General features: G+C 70.7%; 14 protein-coding genes. 5 read left to right on the top strand and 9 right to left on the bottom strand.

The window, feature by feature from the left end; genetic code table 11:
- Window positions 1-118 precede the first annotated feature (118 nt).
- Window positions 119-850 (top strand): leucine-rich repeat domain-containing protein, encoded by a 732-nt coding sequence (locus AB0M70_RS08315; RefSeq protein WP_365817699.1) that lies wholly within the window; start codon window positions 119-121, stop codon window positions 848-850.
- A gap of 61 nt (window positions 851-911) precedes the next feature.
- Here the strand turns inward: AB0M70_RS08315 and AB0M70_RS08310 are convergent, their stop codons facing one another.
- The 6 genes from AB0M70_RS08310 to AB0M70_RS08285 form a co-directional block, all read right to left on the bottom strand.
- Window positions 912-1835: a universal stress protein gene (locus AB0M70_RS08310; RefSeq protein ID WP_365817697.1), complete on the bottom strand. Its 924-nt coding sequence runs from the start codon at window positions 1833-1835 to the stop codon at window positions 912-914.
- A gap of 168 nt (window positions 1836-2003) precedes the next feature.
- On the bottom strand, window positions 2004-2267 hold the full coding sequence (locus AB0M70_RS08305) for a DUF397 domain-containing protein (protein ID WP_336605706.1): 264 nt from the start codon (window positions 2265-2267) through the stop codon (window positions 2004-2006).
- Window positions 2268-2374: 107 nt separating this feature from the next.
- The gene (locus AB0M70_RS08300) at window positions 2375-3541 is read right to left on the bottom strand and encodes a thiolase domain-containing protein (RefSeq protein ID WP_365818741.1); all 1167 of its coding nucleotides are present in this window, start codon (window positions 3539-3541) and stop codon (window positions 2375-2377) included.
- Window positions 3542-3555: 14 nt separating this feature from the next.
- Window positions 3556-4635 (bottom strand): thiolase domain-containing protein, encoded by a 1080-nt coding sequence (locus AB0M70_RS08295; RefSeq protein WP_365817695.1) that lies wholly within the window; start codon window positions 4633-4635, stop codon window positions 3556-3558.
- A complete protein-coding gene (locus tag AB0M70_RS08290) occupies window positions 4636-5595 on the bottom strand; it encodes an OB-fold domain-containing protein (protein WP_365817693.1) in 960 nt (319 codons plus the stop codon).
- Window positions 5596-5722: 127 nt separating this feature from the next.
- A complete protein-coding gene (locus AB0M70_RS08285) occupies window positions 5723-6523 on the bottom strand; it encodes a crotonase/enoyl-CoA hydratase family protein (RefSeq protein ID WP_365817691.1) in 801 nt (266 codons plus the stop codon).
- A gap of 205 nt (window positions 6524-6728) precedes the next feature.
- Between AB0M70_RS08285 and AB0M70_RS08280 the strand changes: the two genes are divergently transcribed.
- Window positions 6729-8342, top strand: coding sequence for an acyl-CoA synthetase (locus AB0M70_RS08280; RefSeq protein WP_365817689.1), 1614 nt, complete (start codon window positions 6729-6731; stop codon window positions 8340-8342).
- 147 nt (window positions 8343-8489) lie between these two features.
- Here AB0M70_RS08280 and AB0M70_RS08275 read toward each other — a convergent pair whose 3' ends face one another.
- Complete coding sequence (locus tag AB0M70_RS08275; protein ID WP_365818739.1) at window positions 8490-9080, bottom strand: chorismate mutase; 591 nt, start codon at window positions 9078-9080, stop codon at window positions 8490-8492.
- 228 nt (window positions 9081-9308) lie between these two features.
- Here AB0M70_RS08275 and paaK point away from each other — a divergent pair, with 228 nt between their 5' ends.
- On the top strand, window positions 9309-10595 hold the full coding sequence (gene paaK / locus AB0M70_RS08270) for a phenylacetate--CoA ligase PaaK (protein ID WP_365817687.1): 1287 nt from the start codon (window positions 9309-9311) through the stop codon (window positions 10593-10595).
- Between the two features lie 18 nt (window positions 10596-10613).
- On the opposite strand, the gene AB0M70_RS08265 is transcribed toward paaK, so the two are convergent.
- Window positions 10614-12131 (bottom strand): acyl-CoA synthetase, encoded by a 1518-nt coding sequence (locus AB0M70_RS08265; RefSeq protein ID WP_365817685.1) that lies wholly within the window; start codon window positions 12129-12131, stop codon window positions 10614-10616.
- A gap of 190 nt (window positions 12132-12321) precedes the next feature.
- On the opposite strand from AB0M70_RS08265, the gene AB0M70_RS08260 reads away from it, so the two are divergent.
- Window positions 12322-14742, top strand: coding sequence for a penicillin acylase family protein (locus AB0M70_RS08260; RefSeq protein ID WP_365818737.1), 2421 nt, complete (start codon window positions 12322-12324; stop codon window positions 14740-14742).
- Between the two features lie 119 nt (window positions 14743-14861).
- Window positions 14862-15428, top strand: a complete 567-nt coding sequence (locus tag AB0M70_RS08255; RefSeq protein ID WP_365817683.1) for an EF-hand domain-containing protein — start codon at window positions 14862-14864, stop codon at window positions 15426-15428.
- A gap of 54 nt (window positions 15429-15482) precedes the next feature.
- Here AB0M70_RS08255 and AB0M70_RS08250 read toward each other — a convergent pair whose 3' ends face one another.
- A complete protein-coding gene (locus AB0M70_RS08250) occupies window positions 15483-17039 on the bottom strand; it encodes an acyl-CoA synthetase (RefSeq protein ID WP_365818735.1) in 1557 nt (518 codons plus the stop codon).
- Window positions 17040-17052 lie beyond the last annotated feature (13 nt).

The raw sequence follows: 17052 nt of genomic DNA, 5'->3' as shown, positions 1-17052 counted from the left end.
CGGCGCGGGCCCTGGACTTCAGGCACTTCAGGTTGCGCCCGTGGGGCCCGCCGGGAGCCGATTCGGCCACAGCGGTGCTACGTGCGATGGTCAGCCACTCAGGACGAAAGGACCTCACATGACGGTCGGCACCGAGAACGTACTCAACTACTGGCACGGCGGCCTGAGCGACGTCCCCGCCGAGGTGTGGCACCACCCGTCCCTGGAGGTGCTGCTCCTGCCCGACAACGCGCTCACACGGCTCCCCGCCCGGATCGGCACCCTGACCGCACTGCACACCCTGGACCTGGGCCACAACTCCCTGACCGAACTTCCGCCGGAGCTGGGGGACCTGACCGCCCTGAGCCGCTTCCTCTACGTCCACGACAACCGCCTCACCTCGCTGCCGCACTCCCTGGGCAACCTGAAGCGGCTGACGTATCTGAACGTGGGCGAGAACCGGCTCACAGCGCTGCCGGACACCCTGGGCTCACTCGACGCCCTGGTGGAACTGCGCGCCCAGCACAACCGCCTCGCCTCGGTCCCTTCGTCGCTGGGCGCCCTGAAGTCCCTGCGTGAGCTGTGGCTGCGCGGCAACCGCCTCACGACGCTGCCCGACGCGTTCGGCGGCCTGCACGAGCTGCGTGAACTGGAGCTGCGCGAGAACGCGTTCGAGAGGGTGCCGGATGCTCTGCGCGGCCTGCCCCTCCTGCGCAGGATCGATCTGCGGGCCAACCGGCTGCGCGAACTCCCGGCCTGGATCGGCGACCTGCCCGCGCTGGAGAAACTCGACCTGCGCTGGAACGAGGTCACCGTGCCGGAGGAGCTGCTGCGGAGGCTGGAGGGGCGGGGGTGCGTGGTGCTGCGGTGAGGCTCAGGGATCGGCAATCGGGGTTCGGGGTTCGGGCTTCAGGCCGGAGGGTGAGCCGCCCCTAGTGGGGTTCCGGAGGCACCACAGCCACCGCACCCTTCGCATGCAGCAGCACCGCGTTGGTCACCGACCCCATCAGCCGTCCCAGCGACCTGCGGCTGTGGTGCCTTCCCACCACCATGAGCTCCGCCTCCCGCGAGGCGTCCACCAGGAGACCCGCCGCGTCCCCCGGCAGGACCTCCCTCTCGACGCGCACGTGCGGGTACCGCTCCTGGAAGGGCGCGAGCTGCTCGCCCGCCAGCTCCGTGTACTGCGCCGCGGTCGCCGCGTCCGCCTCCGCCGAGGTCACGAAGTCGCCGGTAGCGGTGTAGACGAGGACGGGCCCGGGATAAGCGCACACGACCCGGAGCACCGCGCCGCGCAGCGCCGCTTCCGCGAAGGCGAAGCCGATCGTGTACGCGTGCGGGGAAAGCGCGTCCAGGCCGAGCACCACGCACGGCTCGGCCCCCGCCGTGAGCTCCTTGTCCGGCCTCACCACGACCACGGGGCACGCCGCTTCGCGCGCACACGCGATGCCGTTCGAGCCGAGCAGCAGGCTGGCGAAGCCGCCGCGCCCGCGTGACCCGAGGACAAGGAGCCGCGCCGCGTCGCCGAGCCGGGGGATGTCCCGCCCCGGGGTGCCCTCCATGACCTCGACAGTCAACGGGGGCAGCTGTGCCCGGCCCTCCAGGGCCGCGCGCACCCGGTCGACGACCGGGTCGGCGTCCGGGCGGTGGTCGATGGCCGGCATGTACGGGCCGTCGGCGAGCGGCATCGCGTACTGCCGCACGTGCACGATCCGCAGCGGCGCGTCCCGCAGGCGCGCCGCGGTCAGGGCCCATTCCAGGGCGTGGTCACTGCCTGCCGACCCGTCGACGGCCACGACGACAGGTCCGTCGACGGGCCGGTCGGCCGCGACAGGTTCAACGGGGGCGTCGTCACTCATGGCTTCCTCGTCTCCGGCGCAAGGCCTGGGTCGACCGGCTCCGCTGCCGGTCCCCGCCCCGTTCGGGAGACGGGCCGACGGCGGATGTCCGAGGTCACCAGGTCAGCACGGCATGAGCCGCGAGCGGCCGCGACAGCCGGAGACGGGGGTCACAACGCCCCACACGGCCTACGTCAGGTCGAACTCCCCCGCACGCGCGCCGTGCACGAACGCTCCCCACTCCGCCGGGGTGAAGATGAGGGACGGGCTCTCGGGACGGCCTGCGTTGCGCATCGCGATGAAGCCCTCGACAAAGGCGATCTCCACGTCACCCCGCCCCTCGCTGCTCGATTGCCAGTCCGCTGTGCTGAGGTCGAGCTCCGGCTTGTCCCAGCCCGCGAGCGGGCGCTGCTGACCTGCGAGCGGATGCTGCTGAATGGTGCCTTCGGCCACGTCCGTGCTCCTCCCGATGCGTCGTCCGCCCGCCAGCCTAGCTTTCGGTTCCGGTGCCGGACAGGCCGCGGCAGGAGGACACCCCTCCGTCCGGCGCGGCACACCCGTCACGTCGTGGGCGGCTCCGCGCCGACCAGCCACATGGAGAAGAACTGCGAGCCGCCTCCGTAGGCGTGTCCGAGCGCCCTGCGGGCCCCGTCGATCTGGTGCTCGCCTGCCTGACCGCGCACCTGAAGTGCCGCTTCGGCGAAGCGAATCATGCCCGAGGCGCCGATGGGATTGGTGGACAGGACACCGCCCGACATGTTGACGGGCAGATCGCCGTCCAGCTCCGTCACGCCCGACTCGGTCAGCTTCCAGCCCTCGCCCTCCTCGGCGAAGCCCAGGTTCTCCAGCCACATCGGCTCGTACCAGGAGAACGGCACGTACATCTCGACGGCGTCGATCTCGCGCCGCGGGTCGCTGATGCCCGCCTGCCGGTAGACGTCGGCGGCGCAGTCCTTGCCCGCCTGCGGCGACACGAAGTCCTTGCCCGCGTGCAGGGTCGGCTCGCTGCGCATCGCGCCGCCGTGCATCCACGCGGGCGGCCGGGGCGAACGGGCGGCGCCCGCACGGTCGGTGAGGATCATCGCGCAGGCCCCGTCGGACGACGGGCAGGTCTCGGAGTAGCGGATCGGGTCCCAGAGCATCGGCGACGCCTGCACCTTCTCCAGGGTGATGTCGTGTTCGTGCAGGTGGGCGTAGGGGTTCTTCAGGGCGTTGCGGCGGTCCTTGTAGGCGACGAGCGAGCCGACCGTGTCGGGTGCGCCGGTGCGCCGCATGTAGGCGCGCACATGCGGGGCGAAGAAGCCGCCCGCGCCCGCGAGGAGCGGCTGCTGGAAGGGGATGGGGAGAGAGAGACCCCACATCGCGTTGGATTCCGACTGTTTTTCGAAGGCGAGGGTGAGCACGGTGCCGTGGACGCGGCCCGCGACCAGGTTCGTGGCGACCAGGGCCGTGGAGCCGCCGACGGAGCCCGCGGTGTGGACGCGCAGCATGGGTTTGCCCACCGCGCCGAGCGCGTCGGCGAGGTACAGCTCGGGCATCATGACGCCCTCGAAGAAGTCCGGCGCCTTGCCGATGACCACGGCGTCGATGTCGGCCCACGTCAACTCGGCGTCCGCGAGCGCCTGTTGGGCGGCCTCCCGGACGAGGCCGGCGATCGACGCGTCCCGCCGGGCGGCGACGTGCTTGGTCTGGCCGATCCCGACGACGGCCACGGGCTCCTTGCCCACCCCGCTCACCCCGCTCATGACGACTCTCCTTCGAGGACGGCGACCAGGTTCTGCTGCAGGCACGGGCCTGATGTGGCGTGCGCGAGGGCCCGGTCCGACGCACCGCGGTGGATGCGGGCGGCGGCCTCGCCGATCCGGATCAGTCCGGCGGCCATGACGGGGTTCGCGGCGAGCGCGCCCCCTGAGGGGTTCACCGCGACGTCGTCGCCCAGCTTCAGCGCCTTGCGCAGGACGAGCTCCTGGGAGGTGAACGGGGCGTGCAACTCGGCGGTGTCCACGGGCCGTTCGAAGGCACCGGCGCGCTCGGCGGCCAGGCGGCTGGACGGTGAGTCGGTGAGGTCGCGCACGCCCAGGCTGTGCGCCTCCATGCGGTGATCGATGCCGCGGATCCACGCGGGCCGTTCGCAGAGCTCACGGGCCCGGTCCCCCGCCGCGAGGATCACTGCGGCGGCACCGTCCCCGATGGGCGGGCAGTCGCCGGTACGCAGGGGACGTACGAGATAGTCACCCTGCGGGACCGCTCCGCGCAGCTGCGCGTGCGGGTTGTCGGACGCGTCCCGGCGGCTGCGCGCCGCGACCCCGGCGAGCGCGGGCTCGTCGGCGTCCCCCGCGTCGATCAGGGCCTGCGCCTGGAGTGCGGCGAGGGCGACCGAGTCGGGCCAGAGGGGCGCCACGTAGTACGGGTCGAGCTGCCGGGTCAGCACGTCGCGCACCGATCCGGGGGACGACTTCCCGTAGGAGTACACGAGCGCGGTGTCGGCGTCGCCGGTGAGCAGCTTGGTCCACGCCTCGTACAGCGCCCAGGCCCCGTCCATCTCGACGTGCGACTCGGAGATCGGCGGCCAGGCCCCCACCCCGTCGAGCGCCATCGTGAAGGAGAAGGCGCGTCCCGCGAGATAGTCCGACGAGCCCGAGCAGGTGAAGCCGATGTCGCTGGTCTTCAGGCCGGTGGCGGCGAGGACCTGGTGCAGGACCGGCATGAGCATCTCCACCTCGGAGAGCTCGTCGGTCGAGCGCAGGTGGTCGGTCTGCCCGAAGGCCACGACGGCGATGTCCCGGACGGGCCGCATCACCGACGGCTTGGCGGACGGCATCTACACCAGCTCCTTGTACGTGTCGTAGTCGGCGTCCGGCTCGCCCGTGGGCCGGTAGTGATCGGGGAAGCGGGCGCCCTCGGTCCACACCGGCTCGACCCGGAGCCCCATCCGCACCTGGTCGTAGGGGATGCCCGCGATCCGTGCGTGCAGGGCGAGGTCGGCGCCGTCGAGGGCGATGTGCGCGTAGACGTAGGGCACTTCGATGTCGAGGTTCTTCGCCTTGATGTTGACGATGCAGTACGTGGTGACGGTGCCGCGGGGCCCGACCTCGACCCGCTCCGCCGTGGCGACGCCGCAGGTGGGGCAGGCGCCGCGGGGCGGTACGTAGACCTTGCGGCAGGAGGGGCAGCGCTCGCCGACGGTCTTCTGTTCGGAGAGCGCCTTGATGTAGGCGGTCTGGGCACGGCCCGGCGCGTACGTGTAGTCGAGGCGGGCGGCGGCGACGATGCCGGTGACGGGGTCACTGAACTCCCCGGTGTGCGGCCGGGGTCCCTCTCCCGCCGGGGCGTCGTCCGGCTCGAAGCAGGCGATGTCGGTGATGGCGCCGACGCGTTCGCCGGCCCAGCGGATCCGGACGCGCATGCCGGTTTCGACGGCGTCGGGGCCCGTCGCGTCCAGGGCGTGCAGCAGGGCGGTGTCGGCGCCGTCGAGCTTCACCAGGACCCAGGCGAAGGGGCGGTCCAGGGGCTGCCCCCTGCGGGGTTCGTGGTTCCAGGCCCAGGTGGTGACGGTGCCGGTGGCGGCGACCTCGACGAGATCGCGTATCTCGTCGGCGGTCACGGGGTCGTACTCGACGGGCGGGACGAGCGTGCGCCCGTCGGTGGTCTTCACCCCGAGCACGGTCCGCTCACGCAACCCGGTCAGAAAGGCACTCTGCACGGGCCCGAGGGACCGGGTGAACGGAAACTCAACAACGAGAGGCGCACGCAGCACTTCGGGGGAGGGAGCGGATGCCATGAGCAGATCTCCGTTTCTAGGCGAGGGGCGGGCGGGCGCCCCGTCAGGGGGCGCCCGTCAGGGGCGCCCGTCAGGGGCGCGGGGAACTGCGCGATCAGCCCCCACCGGCCCGCAGGTGGCAATCGACCTAGGCCCGCCGAAACTCCGGGGCCCGTTTCTCGGCAAAGGCTCTGGAGCCCTCCTTCGCATCGGAGGTGTCAAAGATCGGCCACCCCCGCTTCAGCTCCGCCGCGAGACCGTCCGCCTCGGACATCTCGGCGGCCTCGTACACGGACGCCTTCACCGCCTCCACGGCCAGTGGCCCGCACGCGTTGATCTGCTCGGCGATGGCGAGGGCCTTCTCCAGGGCGGTGCCGTCCGGCACGACATGCCCGATGAGCCCGATACCGGCGGCCTCCCTCGCCGAGTAGGGCCGCCCGGTAAGGAGCATCTCCAGGGCGTGCGTACGAGGAATCTGGCGAGGCAGCCGCACGGTCGAGCCGCCGATCGGGAAAAGCCCGCGCTTGACCTCGAAGAGCCCGAACGTCGCGGACTCGCCCGCGACGCGGATGTCGGTGCCCTGAAGGATCTCCGTGCCGCCCGCGACGCAGTACCCCTCGACGGCGGCGATGACGGGCTTGCGGGGGCGGTGATGGCGCAGCATCGCCTTCCAGTGCAGATCGGGGTCGGCCTTCATGCGGTCCCGGTACTGCTCGCCGTCCATGCCCTTGCCCGCGAGGGCCTTGAGGTCCATGCCGGCGCAGAACGCGCCGCCCGCTCCGGTGAGCACGACGGAGCGGATCGCGTCGTCCTCGTCGGCGGCCACCCAGCCGTCGTAGAGGCCCACCAGCATCGGCAGCGACAGCGCGTTCTTCGCCTCCGGCCGGTTGAGCGTGAGTATCAGTGTGGCGCCTTCGCGTCGCACAGCGAGATGTTCCGTCCCACCCATGGCCGTGCTCCCTCTCCACCTGCTGTCGGCTTCGGACCTGGAACAGGTTGCAGTAGGCGGGGAGCCAGTTCAATAGTTTTCTGACAGTCAGTCAGATTTCTTGCACGGGGACCCTTCACACTTGTGGGCGCCTCTGCTCTGATGACCGCCAGAAGACACGAAGACCAGAAGACAAGAAGAGATGACGCCGGGGTCAGGAGGAGCGGTGGAGTACAACCTTGCCGACCTGTTCGAGTCGGTCGTCGACGTGGTCCCCGACCGCGAGGCGCTCGTGTACATCGATCACCCCGGCACCGGGGAGGAACGCAGGCTGACGTACGCCGAGCTGGACCGGGCCGCCAACCGCATCGCGCACCACCTGATCGACAGCGGCCTCAAGCCCAGCGAGCATCTGGGGCTGCACCTCTACAACGGCGTCGAGTACCTCCAGACCGTCCTCGCCTGCCTCAAGGCACGCCTCGTCCCCGTCAACGTCAACTACCGCTACGTGGAAGAGGAGTTGGTCTACCTCTACCGCGACGCCGACCTCGCCGCGCTCGTCTTCGACGCGGAGTTCACCGAGCGGGTCGCGGCCGCGTTGCCGCGCACGGAGAAGCTGCGGCATCTGGTGCGGGTGGGGTCCCCGCCGGACGACGCGCCCGCGCTCGACGTGGTGGCCTTCACCGAGGCGGAGGCGGCGGGTTCGCCGGAGCGCGGCTTCGGTCCGCGCTCCGCGGACGACCTGTTCATCATCTACACCGGCGGCACCACCGGCATGCCCAAGGGCGTCATGTGGCGCCAGGAGGACCTGTTCTTCGCCGGGCTCTTCGGCGGAGAGCCGGCGGGTGAGCCGGTGAAGCGGCCCGAGGAGCTGGCGGAGCGTGTCGCGGCGGGCGGTCCCGGCATCACGTTCTTCCCCGCTCCCCCGCTGATGCACGGCACGTCGACGCTGACGTCGTTCATCGCCTTCAACTACGGCCAGCGGGTGGCCATCCACCGCAAGTACGTCCCCGAGGAGCTGCTCCGCACGATCGAGCGGGAGAAGGTCTCCAGCGTGTCGCTGGTGGGCGACGCGATGCTCAGGCCGCTCATCGACGCCCTGCACGGCCCGCTCAAGGGAACCGACCTGTCCTCGCTCTTCAGCGTCTCGTCCTCCGGGGCGATCATGTCGGAGACGGTGCGCGCCCAGTTCCAGGAGCTGGCCCCCAACGTCCTGCTCCTGAACAACTTCGGGTCCTCCGAGTCCGGCTCCAACGGCAAGGCGACGGACGACTCGGGCCCGGAGAAGGGCTTCCGTCTGGAGGTCAACGAACGTACGCAGGTGGTGGACCTGGCCACCCACGAGCCGGTGCCGGTGGGCGTCGTGGGCCGCCTGGCCCAGCGCGGCCACGTGCCCCTCGGCTACTACAACGACCCGGCGAAGACCGCCGAGACGTTCTTCCAGAAGGGCGAGGAGCGCTGGGTGCTGCTCGGCGACATGGCCACGGTCGACGAGGAGGGCATCGTCACCGTCCTCGGCCGGGGCTCGCAGTGCATCAACACCGGCGGCGAGAAGGTGTACCCGGAGGAGGTCGAGCAGGCGCTCAAGTCCCATCCGGACGTGTACGACGCGCTGGTCGCCGGGGTCCCCGACGAACGCTGGGGCAACCGCGTGGCCGCGGTCGTGCAACTACGGGAAGGGGCACCCCCGTTGGACCTCGAAGCCCTCCAGACCCACTGCCGCACCCACCTCGCCGGCTACAAGATCCCCCGCGCCGTGGTCTTCACCCCCGAGATCCAACGCTCCCCGAGCGGCAAGGCGGACTACCGGTGGGCGAAGGCGGTGGCGGCGGGGGGCTGAGGGCAGGGCGGGCTGGCTGCAGCGACCGGCCGCATGGCGGCGGCCAGGCACGAGCGCTCCGCTGCCCACCCACCCCTCGTCACCGCGGGGCAATCGGGTGGGTGGGCGGGAAAAAATCCGGCGCGAAGCGGCGGGACAGGAAAAGCGTCAGTTCGAGCAGACGGACGGCAGCGCCCGCCCCAGAGCCACGGCATGCAGCGCGTCAAGGTGCCGTTCACCCCGCACCCGTACGCCCGCCACCGCCACAAACCCCCGGCAGGACGGCGCCGTCCGAGCAGCGGGCGACGCGGCGATCCCCCGCACCAACTCCCCGTTCACCCGGTTGATCTCCTCGCGAACCTCCGCCAGATCAGGCCGCTCCTCCGGCGTCGGCGCCTGCGCGGGGTCCGCGTCCCACCGACGGTGCAACTCCCGCTGCACCACCTTGTTGGCCTCGATCTGGTCCCGGAAGATCCGCACGGTCGCCTCGGGATCGGCGCCGAGCTCCCGCGCCTGCCGCGCGACGTCGTCGAGCACCTGCTTCTCGCGGACCGGGTCGTCGATGGGGCTCCCCGTGCCGTACTTCGCGGCGGCGACGAGATCGGCGGTGGCCAGGCGCTGGGCGGCGAGATCGACCAGGGGGTGGAGCCGGGCGTACGACGACACGGCAGGCTGCGACTGCGGCGTCGGGGAGGCGACCGCCACCCCGCCCCCGCCACCGGCGAGCAGGGCCACCGTCACGGCCCCGGCAGCAAGCAGACGCCTCACGGACGGGACAGGACGCACGGCGATTCCCCTGGATGTCGGCATGGGGGCGATCATCACATCCCACGCCGCACCCGGACAATGCCGCAGGGCCATCGCGCCGCAGCTCAAGGCCGCCCTGCGCGATCTCTTGACGGCCGCCTCCATGGCTGGATTACTGACCTTGACGGAAGATCGACGACCGAATGATCGGTCGCCCGTTTGGGACGGGAGAAACCGCATATGACGGCCATGCTGGACGCGGCGGAGCGCCTCGGGCGCGAGGAGCTGGAGGCGCTGCAGCTGGAGCGCCTCCAGGACACCTTGCTGCACGCGTACGAGAACGTGCCCTTCTACCGGGCGGCGTTCGACAAGGCGGGCCTGCGCCCCGACGACTGCCGCACACTCGCCGACCTGTCCCGCTTCCCCTTCACGGCCAAGACCGACCTGCGGGACAACTACCCCTTCGGAATGTTCGCGGTCGAACAGTCCGAGGTACGCCGCCTGCACGCGTCCAGTGGCACCACGGGCCGGCCCACGGTCGTCGGCTACACCGAGCAGGACCTGACGATGTGGGCGGACGTCGTCGCCCGCTCGATCCGCGCGGCGGGCGGCCGCCCCGGCCACAAAGTCCATGTGGCGTACGGATACGGCCTGTTCACCGGCGGACTCGGCGCGCACTACGGGGCAGAGCGCCTCGGCTGCACGGTCATTCCCGCGTCCGGCGGCATGACGGCGCGCCAGGTCCAGCTGATCCAGGACTTCCGCCCCGAGATCATCATGGTCACGCCCTCCTACATGCTCACGCTCCTGGAGGAGTTCGAGCGCCAGGGAGTCGACCCGCGCACGACGTCCCTGAAGGTCGGCATCTTCGGCGCCGAGCCGTGGACGGAGGAGATGCGCCGCGAGATCGAGGAGCGGTTCGCGATCGACGCGGTCGACATATACGGGCTCTCGGAGGTCATCGGCCCCGGAGTCGCCCAGGAGTGCGTGGAGACCAAGGACGGCCTGCACATCTGGGAGGACCACTTCTATCCGGAGGTGGTGGACCCGATCACCGGCGACGTCCTGCCGGACGGCGAGCGCGGCGAACTGGTCTTCACCTCCCTCACCAAGGAGGCCATGCCCGTCATCCGCTACCGCACCCGCGACCTGACCCGGCTCCTGCCCGGCACCGCACGCGTCTTCCGCCGGATGGAGAAGATCACGGGCCGGTCGGACGACATGGTGATCCTGCGCGGGGTGAACCTCTTCCCCACGCAGGTGGAGGAGATCGTCCTGCGGACGCCGGGCGTCGCGCCGTACTTCCAGCTGCGCCTGACCCGCGAGGGCCGCATGGACGCGCTGACGGTCCGGGCCGAGTCCCGCGCGGACACGACGCCCGAGCGGCGCGATGCGGCGGCCCGGGAGATCGCGTCGGCGGTGAAGGACGGCATCGGCGTCTCGGTGAAGGTCGAGATCGTCGACCCGGAGACCATCGAGCGGTCGGTGGGCAAGTTCAAGCGGATCGTGGACCTGCGCGACAAGTAGTCACGCGGTCCGCGGCGGTCACGACGCGCTGAAGCGGTCCCGCAGCTCCCGCTTGAGGATCTTCCCGCTCGCGTTGCGTGGCAGCTCGTCCACGAAGAGCACCCGTTTGGGCGCCTTGAAGTGGGCGAGCTTCTCGCGCGCGTGCGCGATGAGTTCCGCCTCGGTGACCTCGCCCCGCTCTCCCTTGCGTACGACGACCGCGGTGACCGCCTCGATCCAGCGCTCGTCCGGCAGCCCGATCACGGCGGTCTCCGCGACGCCTTCGTGGGTGTAGAGCGCGTCCTCGACCTGGCGCGACGCGACGAGGACACCGCCGGAGTTGATGACGTCCTTCACCCGGTCGACGACGGTGAAGTACCCGTCCGCGTCCCGCACCGCCAGGTCCCCGGAGTGGAACCACCCGTCCCGGAACGCCTCTTTCGTCTCCTCCGGCTTGTCCCAGTAGCCCTCGCACAACTGCGGCGAGTGGTAGACGACTTCGCCCTGTGTGCCGTCCGGCACCTCAAGGCCTCGCTCGTCCACGATCCGCGCCTCAACGAAGAGCACGGGACGCCCGCAGGAGTCCATCCGCCCCTCGTGCTCGTCGGGCCCGAGGACCGTGGCGAGCGGGCCGATCTCGCTCTGCCCGAAGCAGTTGTAGAAGGCGAGCGACGGCAGCCGTTCGCGCAGGCGCTCCAGGACGGGCACGGGCATGATCGACGCCCCGTAGTAGGCCTTGCGCAGGCCGCCGAGGTCACGCGTGGCGAAGCCGGGGTGCTGAGAGAGGCCGATCCATACGGTGGGCGGCGCGAAGAGGCTGTCGGCCTGTCCCGCCTCGACGAGATCGAAGATCCGCTCGGCGTCGGGCGCGTCGATGATCGTGTTCTCCGCGCCGATCGCCAGATAGGGCAGCAGGAAGACGTGCATCTGCGCCGAGTGGTAGAGCGGCAGCGCGTGCACGGGCTTGTCGGTTTCCCTGAGGTCCAGGGCGGTGATGGCGCTGACGTACTCGTGCACGAGGGCGCGGTGGGTCATCATCGCACCCTTCGGCAGTGCGGTTGTCCCGGAGGTGTAGAGCAGTTGGGCCAGGTCACCGCTGTGGTCGGGGCCCAGGAGGAAGACGGCTTCGCCCTCGCGCCCCTGGGTGTGTTCGAGCAGCGAGCCCGCGGCGTCCCGCAGCGGCATCGCGCGCACGGCGTCGGGCAGCCGGTGCCGCAGGTGCGGGTCGACCAGGACCACCGAGCTGCCCGACTGCTCGATGATGTAGGCGAGGTCCTCGCCCTCGAGGTTGTGGTTGATGGGCACGTGCACCAGGCCCGCGCGGGCGCAGGCCAGGAAGCCGATGACGTACGCGTCGGAGTTGTGACCGTAGGCACCGACCCGGGCGCCGTTCCTGAGCCCCTCCCGATGGAGGTGCGCCGCCGCGTGCGTGACGGCGTCGTCGAGTTCGCGGTAGGTCCAGACACGCTCCCCGTAGCGCAGTGCCACCCGCCCCGGCACGCGCCGCGCACTGCGTCCCAGGACATCGTCGACCGTATTGCTGCGTACACCCGTCATGGCGTGATCCTGTGCCGCGTGCGTCGCGGCGGTCAAGGCTCCGTACGGGGTGCGGATCCGATCCCTACGGGGTACGGACCCGATCCCTACGACGTGCGAACCCGGCCCGTCGTACTACTCGATCAAGAGACATACCGCTTGGTACGCTCAACCGCCCCTTCCCTCACCTCTGTTGGGAGGCACCATGCGTATGCGCACCCGCACCAGACGTTTCACGGCCCTGGGCATCAGCCTGTTGACCGCCGCCGCCTTCCTGCCGTCCTCCGCCGCCACCGCCGGTGCGGCGGAGGACCGTGACGCCCGCCCCTCCGGCGGCGGTCTTTCGGCCACCCTCCGCTACACCCAGTACGGCATCCCGCACATCCTCGCCAAGGATTACGAGAACCTCGGCTTCGGCACCGGCTGGGCGCAGGCCGCCGACCAGGTGTGCACCCTCGCCGAGGGGTATGTGACCGTGCGCGGGGAACGGTCACGTCACTTCGGCGCCGACGGAAAGCCGGACGGCTCACTGTCGTCGGCGACCACGAACCTCGCCAGCGACCTCTACTTCGGCGGTGTCCGGGACACACGCACCGTGGAGAAGCTGCTCAGGCAGCCCGCCCCGGCGGGCCCGAGCGCCACGTCGAAGAAGCTGATGAGCGGCTTCGCGGCGGGCTACAACGCCTGGCTGAAGCAGAACCGCGTCACCGACCCCGCCTGCAAGGGCGCCAAGTGGCTGCGCCCGATCACCGCCCTCGACGTGGCCCGCCAGGGCTTCGCCGTCCAGGTGCTCGGCGGTCAGGGGCGCGGCATCGACGGCATCACCGCCGCGCAGCCGCCCGGCGCCGACGCCCCGGACCGCACGGCCGACCCCGAGCGCACGGCGAAGGCCGCACGCGATCTCTTCTCGGCCGAGGACGCCGTGATGGGCTCCAACGCCGTCGCGTTCAGCGGGAGGACCACCGCGAACGGCAAGGGCCTGCTGCTCGGCAATCCGCACTACCCCTGGCAGGGCGGCCGGCGCTTCTGGCAGTCGCAGCAGACCATCCCCGGCGAGCTGAACGTCTCGGGCGGGTCGCTGCTCGGCACGAGCGTCATCAACATCGGCTTCAACGGCGATGTGGCGTGGAGCCATACGGTGGCGACCGGCGTGACCCTCAATCTGCATCAGCTCACGCTGGATCCCACCGACCCGACCACCTATCTGGTGGACGGCAAGCCGGAGAAGATGACGAAGCGGACGGTCGAGGTGCCGGTCAAGAACGGCGCCCCGGTGACCCGCACCCAGTGGTGGACCCGGTACGGCCCGGTCACCACCGGCCTCGGCGCCCAGCTTCCGCTGCCCTGGTCGGCGAAGACGGCGTACGCCCTGAACGACCCCAACGCCGTGAACCTGCGCGGCACCGACACCGACCTCGGCTTCGGCAAGGCCCGCTCCACCGACGGGGTCCTGAAGGCGCTGCGTGACACGCAGGGCCTGCCCTGGGTGAACACCGTCGCCGCGGACCGCAAGGGCCACTCGCTGCTCAGCCAGTCGCAGGTGCTGCCCCGCATCACCGACGACCTGGCCCAGCGCTGCTCCACGGACCTGGGCAAGGTGACGTATCCGGCGTCGGGTGTGGCCGTGCTCGACGGTTCGCGTGGTGACTGCGCCATCGGCTCGGACAAGGACGCCGTCCAGCCCGGCATCTTCGGCCCGTCGAAGATGCCGACCATCAAGGACGCGCCGTACGCGGAGAATTCCAACGACAGCGCCTGGCTGAGCAACGCCGACCGGCCGATCACGGGCTACGAGCGGGTCTTCGGGACGATCGGCACGCAGCGCTCCATGCGTACGCGCGGCGCCATCGAAGATGTCGCGGCGATGGCTAAGGAAGGCGGCCTGACGGTCGCGGACCTTCAGAAGCAGCAGTTCGCGAACCGTGCCCCCGCGGGCGATCTGGCCGCCGACGACGCGGCGCGCGCGTGTGCGGCGCTGCCGGGCGGCAAGGCAACGGGCAGCGACGGCAAGGTTGTTGACGTGCGCAAGGCGTGCGCCGCCCTCAAGGCGTGGGACCACGACATGGACACGGACAGCAGGGGCGCCCTGCTCTTCGACCGGTTCTGGCGCAAGCTGGTCGCCGCGGTGCCGAACGCGCAGCTGTGGAAGGTGCCGTTCTCGGCCGCTGATCCGGTGCGCACGCCGAACACCCTCGACACGGCCGCGCCGGGCTTCGCGACCGCGCTGGCCGACGCGGTGTCCGAGCTGCGCGGGGCGGGCATCGCGCTCGACGCGCCGCTGGGCAGGAACCAGTTCGTCGTACGCGGCTCGGAGCGGCTGCCGATCCATGGCGGCACGGAGTCGATCGGCGTGTGGAACAAGGTCGAGCCGGTGTGGGACGCGAAGGGCGGCGGCTACACCGAGGTGGCGCACGGTTCGAGCCACATCCAGGCGGTCGGCTGGGACAAGAGCAGTTGCCCGAAGGCGCGCACGCTGCTCACCTACTCGCAGTCGTCGAACCCGAACTCGCCGCACTACCGCGATCAGACGCGGCTGTACGCCGATGAGCGGTGGGTGACGTCGCGGTTCTGCGAGAAGGACATCATGCGGGATCCGAAGCTGAAGGTGGTCAAGGTGCGTGAGCGCCGCTGAGGCCTGGTCCCTGACCGCGCCGAAGCCGGCCGGGTACGTCCTGCGAGGAGCTCCGCGCTCCCTGGGCGGACCCGGCCGGCTCCGTTAGAAAGGTGGGGACGTCTCTCAGGGGAGGATCCATGGTGAAGGCTTCCGCGTTCCTGGACCGCAAGCTGTCCCGGAGGTTCGCGACGTACGACGACGACGGTGACGGGTTCATCGAGCGCGCGGACTTCGAGAGGTCCGTGGCCCGGCTCGGCGAGGCCTTCGGCCACGGCCCCGACTCCAAGCCGGTGGCGCGGCTGCGGGAGCTCTCCCTGGGGCTGTGGGAGCACCTCGCGCTGGTCGCCGACGTGGACAGGGACAGCCGCATCAGTGAGACGGAGTACAAGTCCGCGTTCGCGGCGGGGCTCCTGGAGACTCCCGAGTCCTTCGACGAGGGATACGTGCCGTTCCTCGACGCGATCATGGACATCGCCGACGCGGACGGCGACGGCAGACTGACCCGCGACGAGCAGGTGCGCTGGACCGGGGCCCTGATGAACCTGCCGGAGGCGGACGCGCGCGAGGTCTTCGGACGACTCGACCGCGACGCGGACGGCGCGGTCGAGCGGGACGAGATCCTTGAAGCCATCCGGGAGTTCTACTTCGACGACGACCCGCGTTCGGCCGGGTCCTGGCTCCTCGGCCCGCTCGAAGCCTTCTGACCGATTCACCGCCCGGCCGGTACCGCGGCGTGGTGCCGGCCGGGCGGTGAGCGGCTAGAGCGCCCGCTCCCGCCCTTCCCAGTACGGCTCGCGCAGCCTTCGCTTGTAGAGCTTGCCGTTCGGGTCGCGCGGCATGGTCTCGATGAAGTCGACGCTCTTCGGGCGTTTGTAGCCGGCCAGTTGGCGTTCGCAGTGGTCGAGGATCTCGGCGGCGAGCGCGTCGCCCGCCTCGTGGCCTTCGGCCACCTCCACCACGGCCTTGACCTGCTCGCCCCACTCGTCGTGCGGGATGCCGAAGGCGGCCGCGTCCGCGACGGCAGGGTGCGTGAGCAGCGCGGACTCGATCTCGGCGGGGTAGATGTTGACCCCACCCGAGATGATCATGTCGATCTTGCGGTCGCGGAGGTAGAGATAGCCGTCCTCGTCCAGATAGCCGAGGTCGCCGACGGTGAAGAAGTCGCCGATGCGGTTCTTCTTCGTCTTGGACTCGTCCTTGTGGTACGAGAATCCGCCGGTGCTCATCTTCATGTAGACGGTGCCGAGTTCACCGGGCGGCAGCGGGTTGCCGTCGTCGTCGAAGACGGCGAGTTCGCTGATGGGCCAGGCCTTGCCGACGGTGCCCGGCCGCTTCAGCCAGTCCTGCGCGGTGGCGAACGCGCCGCCGCCCTCGCTGGCCGCGTAGTACTCCTCGACGCACTCGCCCCACCACTCGATCATCGCCCGTTTGACGTGGTCGGGGCAGGGTGCGGCGCCGTGGATGGCGTGCCGCATCGACGACACGTCGTACGCCGCCTTCGTCGCGTCCGGCAGTGCGAGGAGGCGGTGGAACTGGGTGGGCACCATGTGGGTGTGCGTGCAGTTGCAGGTGTCGATGAGACGCAGCATCTCCTCGGGCGTCCACTTGTCCATCAGGACCAGCGGATGGCCGATGTGCAGGGCCGCGCCCGCGAACTGGAGGACCGCGGTGTGGTAGAGCGGCGAGCAGACGAGGTGCACGTTGCCGTCGAAGGGCTTGATGCCGAAGATGCCGAGGAAGCCGCCGAGGTAGGACTCCTCGGGGAGTTTGCCGGACAGGGGGCGCCGGATGCCGCGCGGGCGTCCCGTCGTGCCCGAGGTGTAGTTCATGACCCAGCCGAGGGTGCGGTCCTCGGGCGCCGACTCCGGCTGCCCCGTGAGGAGTTCGGGGTAGGGGCGGAAGCCGGGCACGTCACCGACGGCGTACCGGTGCGTGGCCGGGAGTCTCGCCTCGTCGGCGGCGTCGGTCGCCGCCCGCGCGAACCGCTCGTGCGCGATCAGGACCTTGGCCCCGGAGTCGGCGACGATCCAGGCGATCTCGGGCCCGACCAGGTGGTGGTTGACCGGGACGAGATAGAGACCGGCCTGGGATGCCGCCAGATACGCGGTGAGGAACTCGACGCCGTTGGGCAGCACGACGGCGAAGGCGTCGCCGCGCTCCAGGCCGGCGGCGCGCAGCCCGTGGACGAGTTGGTTGGTCGCCGCGTGCAGGCGCCGTGCGGTCCACTCCTCGCCGTCGGGTGCGGTCAGGACCACGCGGTCCGGGTCCGCCTCGGCCTGCGCCCAGAAGCCGTTGGGGGGCGTGCTGCCCGGCATGCTGCTCATCAGG

The organism is Streptomyces sp. NPDC051214 (assembly GCF_040682375.1).
Classification (GTDB): Bacteria; Actinomycetota; Actinomycetes; order Streptomycetales; family Streptomycetaceae; genus Streptomyces.
Note: the sequence above shows the minus strand (reverse complement) of the source record. Positions and strands in the feature narration are given on the sequence as shown.

Bases quoted from the DNA above. Each gene is read 5' to 3' on its own strand.
- AB0M70_RS08315 (WP_365817699.1), top strand. From the start codon at position 119: ATGACGGTCGGCACCGAGAACGTACTCAACTACTGGCACGGCGGCCTG.
- AB0M70_RS08310 (WP_365817697.1), bottom strand. From the start codon at position 1,835: ATGAGTGACGACGCCCCCGTTGAACCTGTCGCGGCCGACCGGCCCGTC.
- AB0M70_RS08295 (WP_365817695.1), bottom strand. From the start codon at position 4,635: ATGCCGTCCGCCAAGCCGTCGGTGATGCGGCCCGTCCGGGACATCGCC.
- AB0M70_RS08290 (WP_365817693.1), bottom strand. From the start codon at position 5,595: ATGGCATCCGCTCCCTCCCCCGAAGTGCTGCGTGCGCCTCTCGTTGTT.
- AB0M70_RS08285 (WP_365817691.1), bottom strand. From the start codon at position 6,523: ATGGGTGGGACGGAACATCTCGCTGTGCGACGCGAAGGCGCCACACTG.
- paaK (WP_365817687.1), top strand. From the start codon at position 9,309: ATGACGGCCATGCTGGACGCGGCGGAGCGCCTCGGGCGCGAGGAGCTG.
- AB0M70_RS08265 (WP_365817685.1), bottom strand. From the start codon at position 12,131: ATGACGGGTGTACGCAGCAATACGGTCGACGATGTCCTGGGACGCAGT.
- AB0M70_RS08260 (WP_365818737.1), top strand. From the start codon at position 12,322: ATGCGCACCCGCACCAGACGTTTCACGGCCCTGGGCATCAGCCTGTTG.
- AB0M70_RS08255 (WP_365817683.1), top strand. From the start codon at position 14,862: ATGGTGAAGGCTTCCGCGTTCCTGGACCGCAAGCTGTCCCGGAGGTTC.
- AB0M70_RS08250 (WP_365818735.1), bottom strand. From the start codon at position 17,039: ATGCCGGGCAGCACGCCCCCCAACGGCTTCTGGGCGCAGGCCGAGGCG.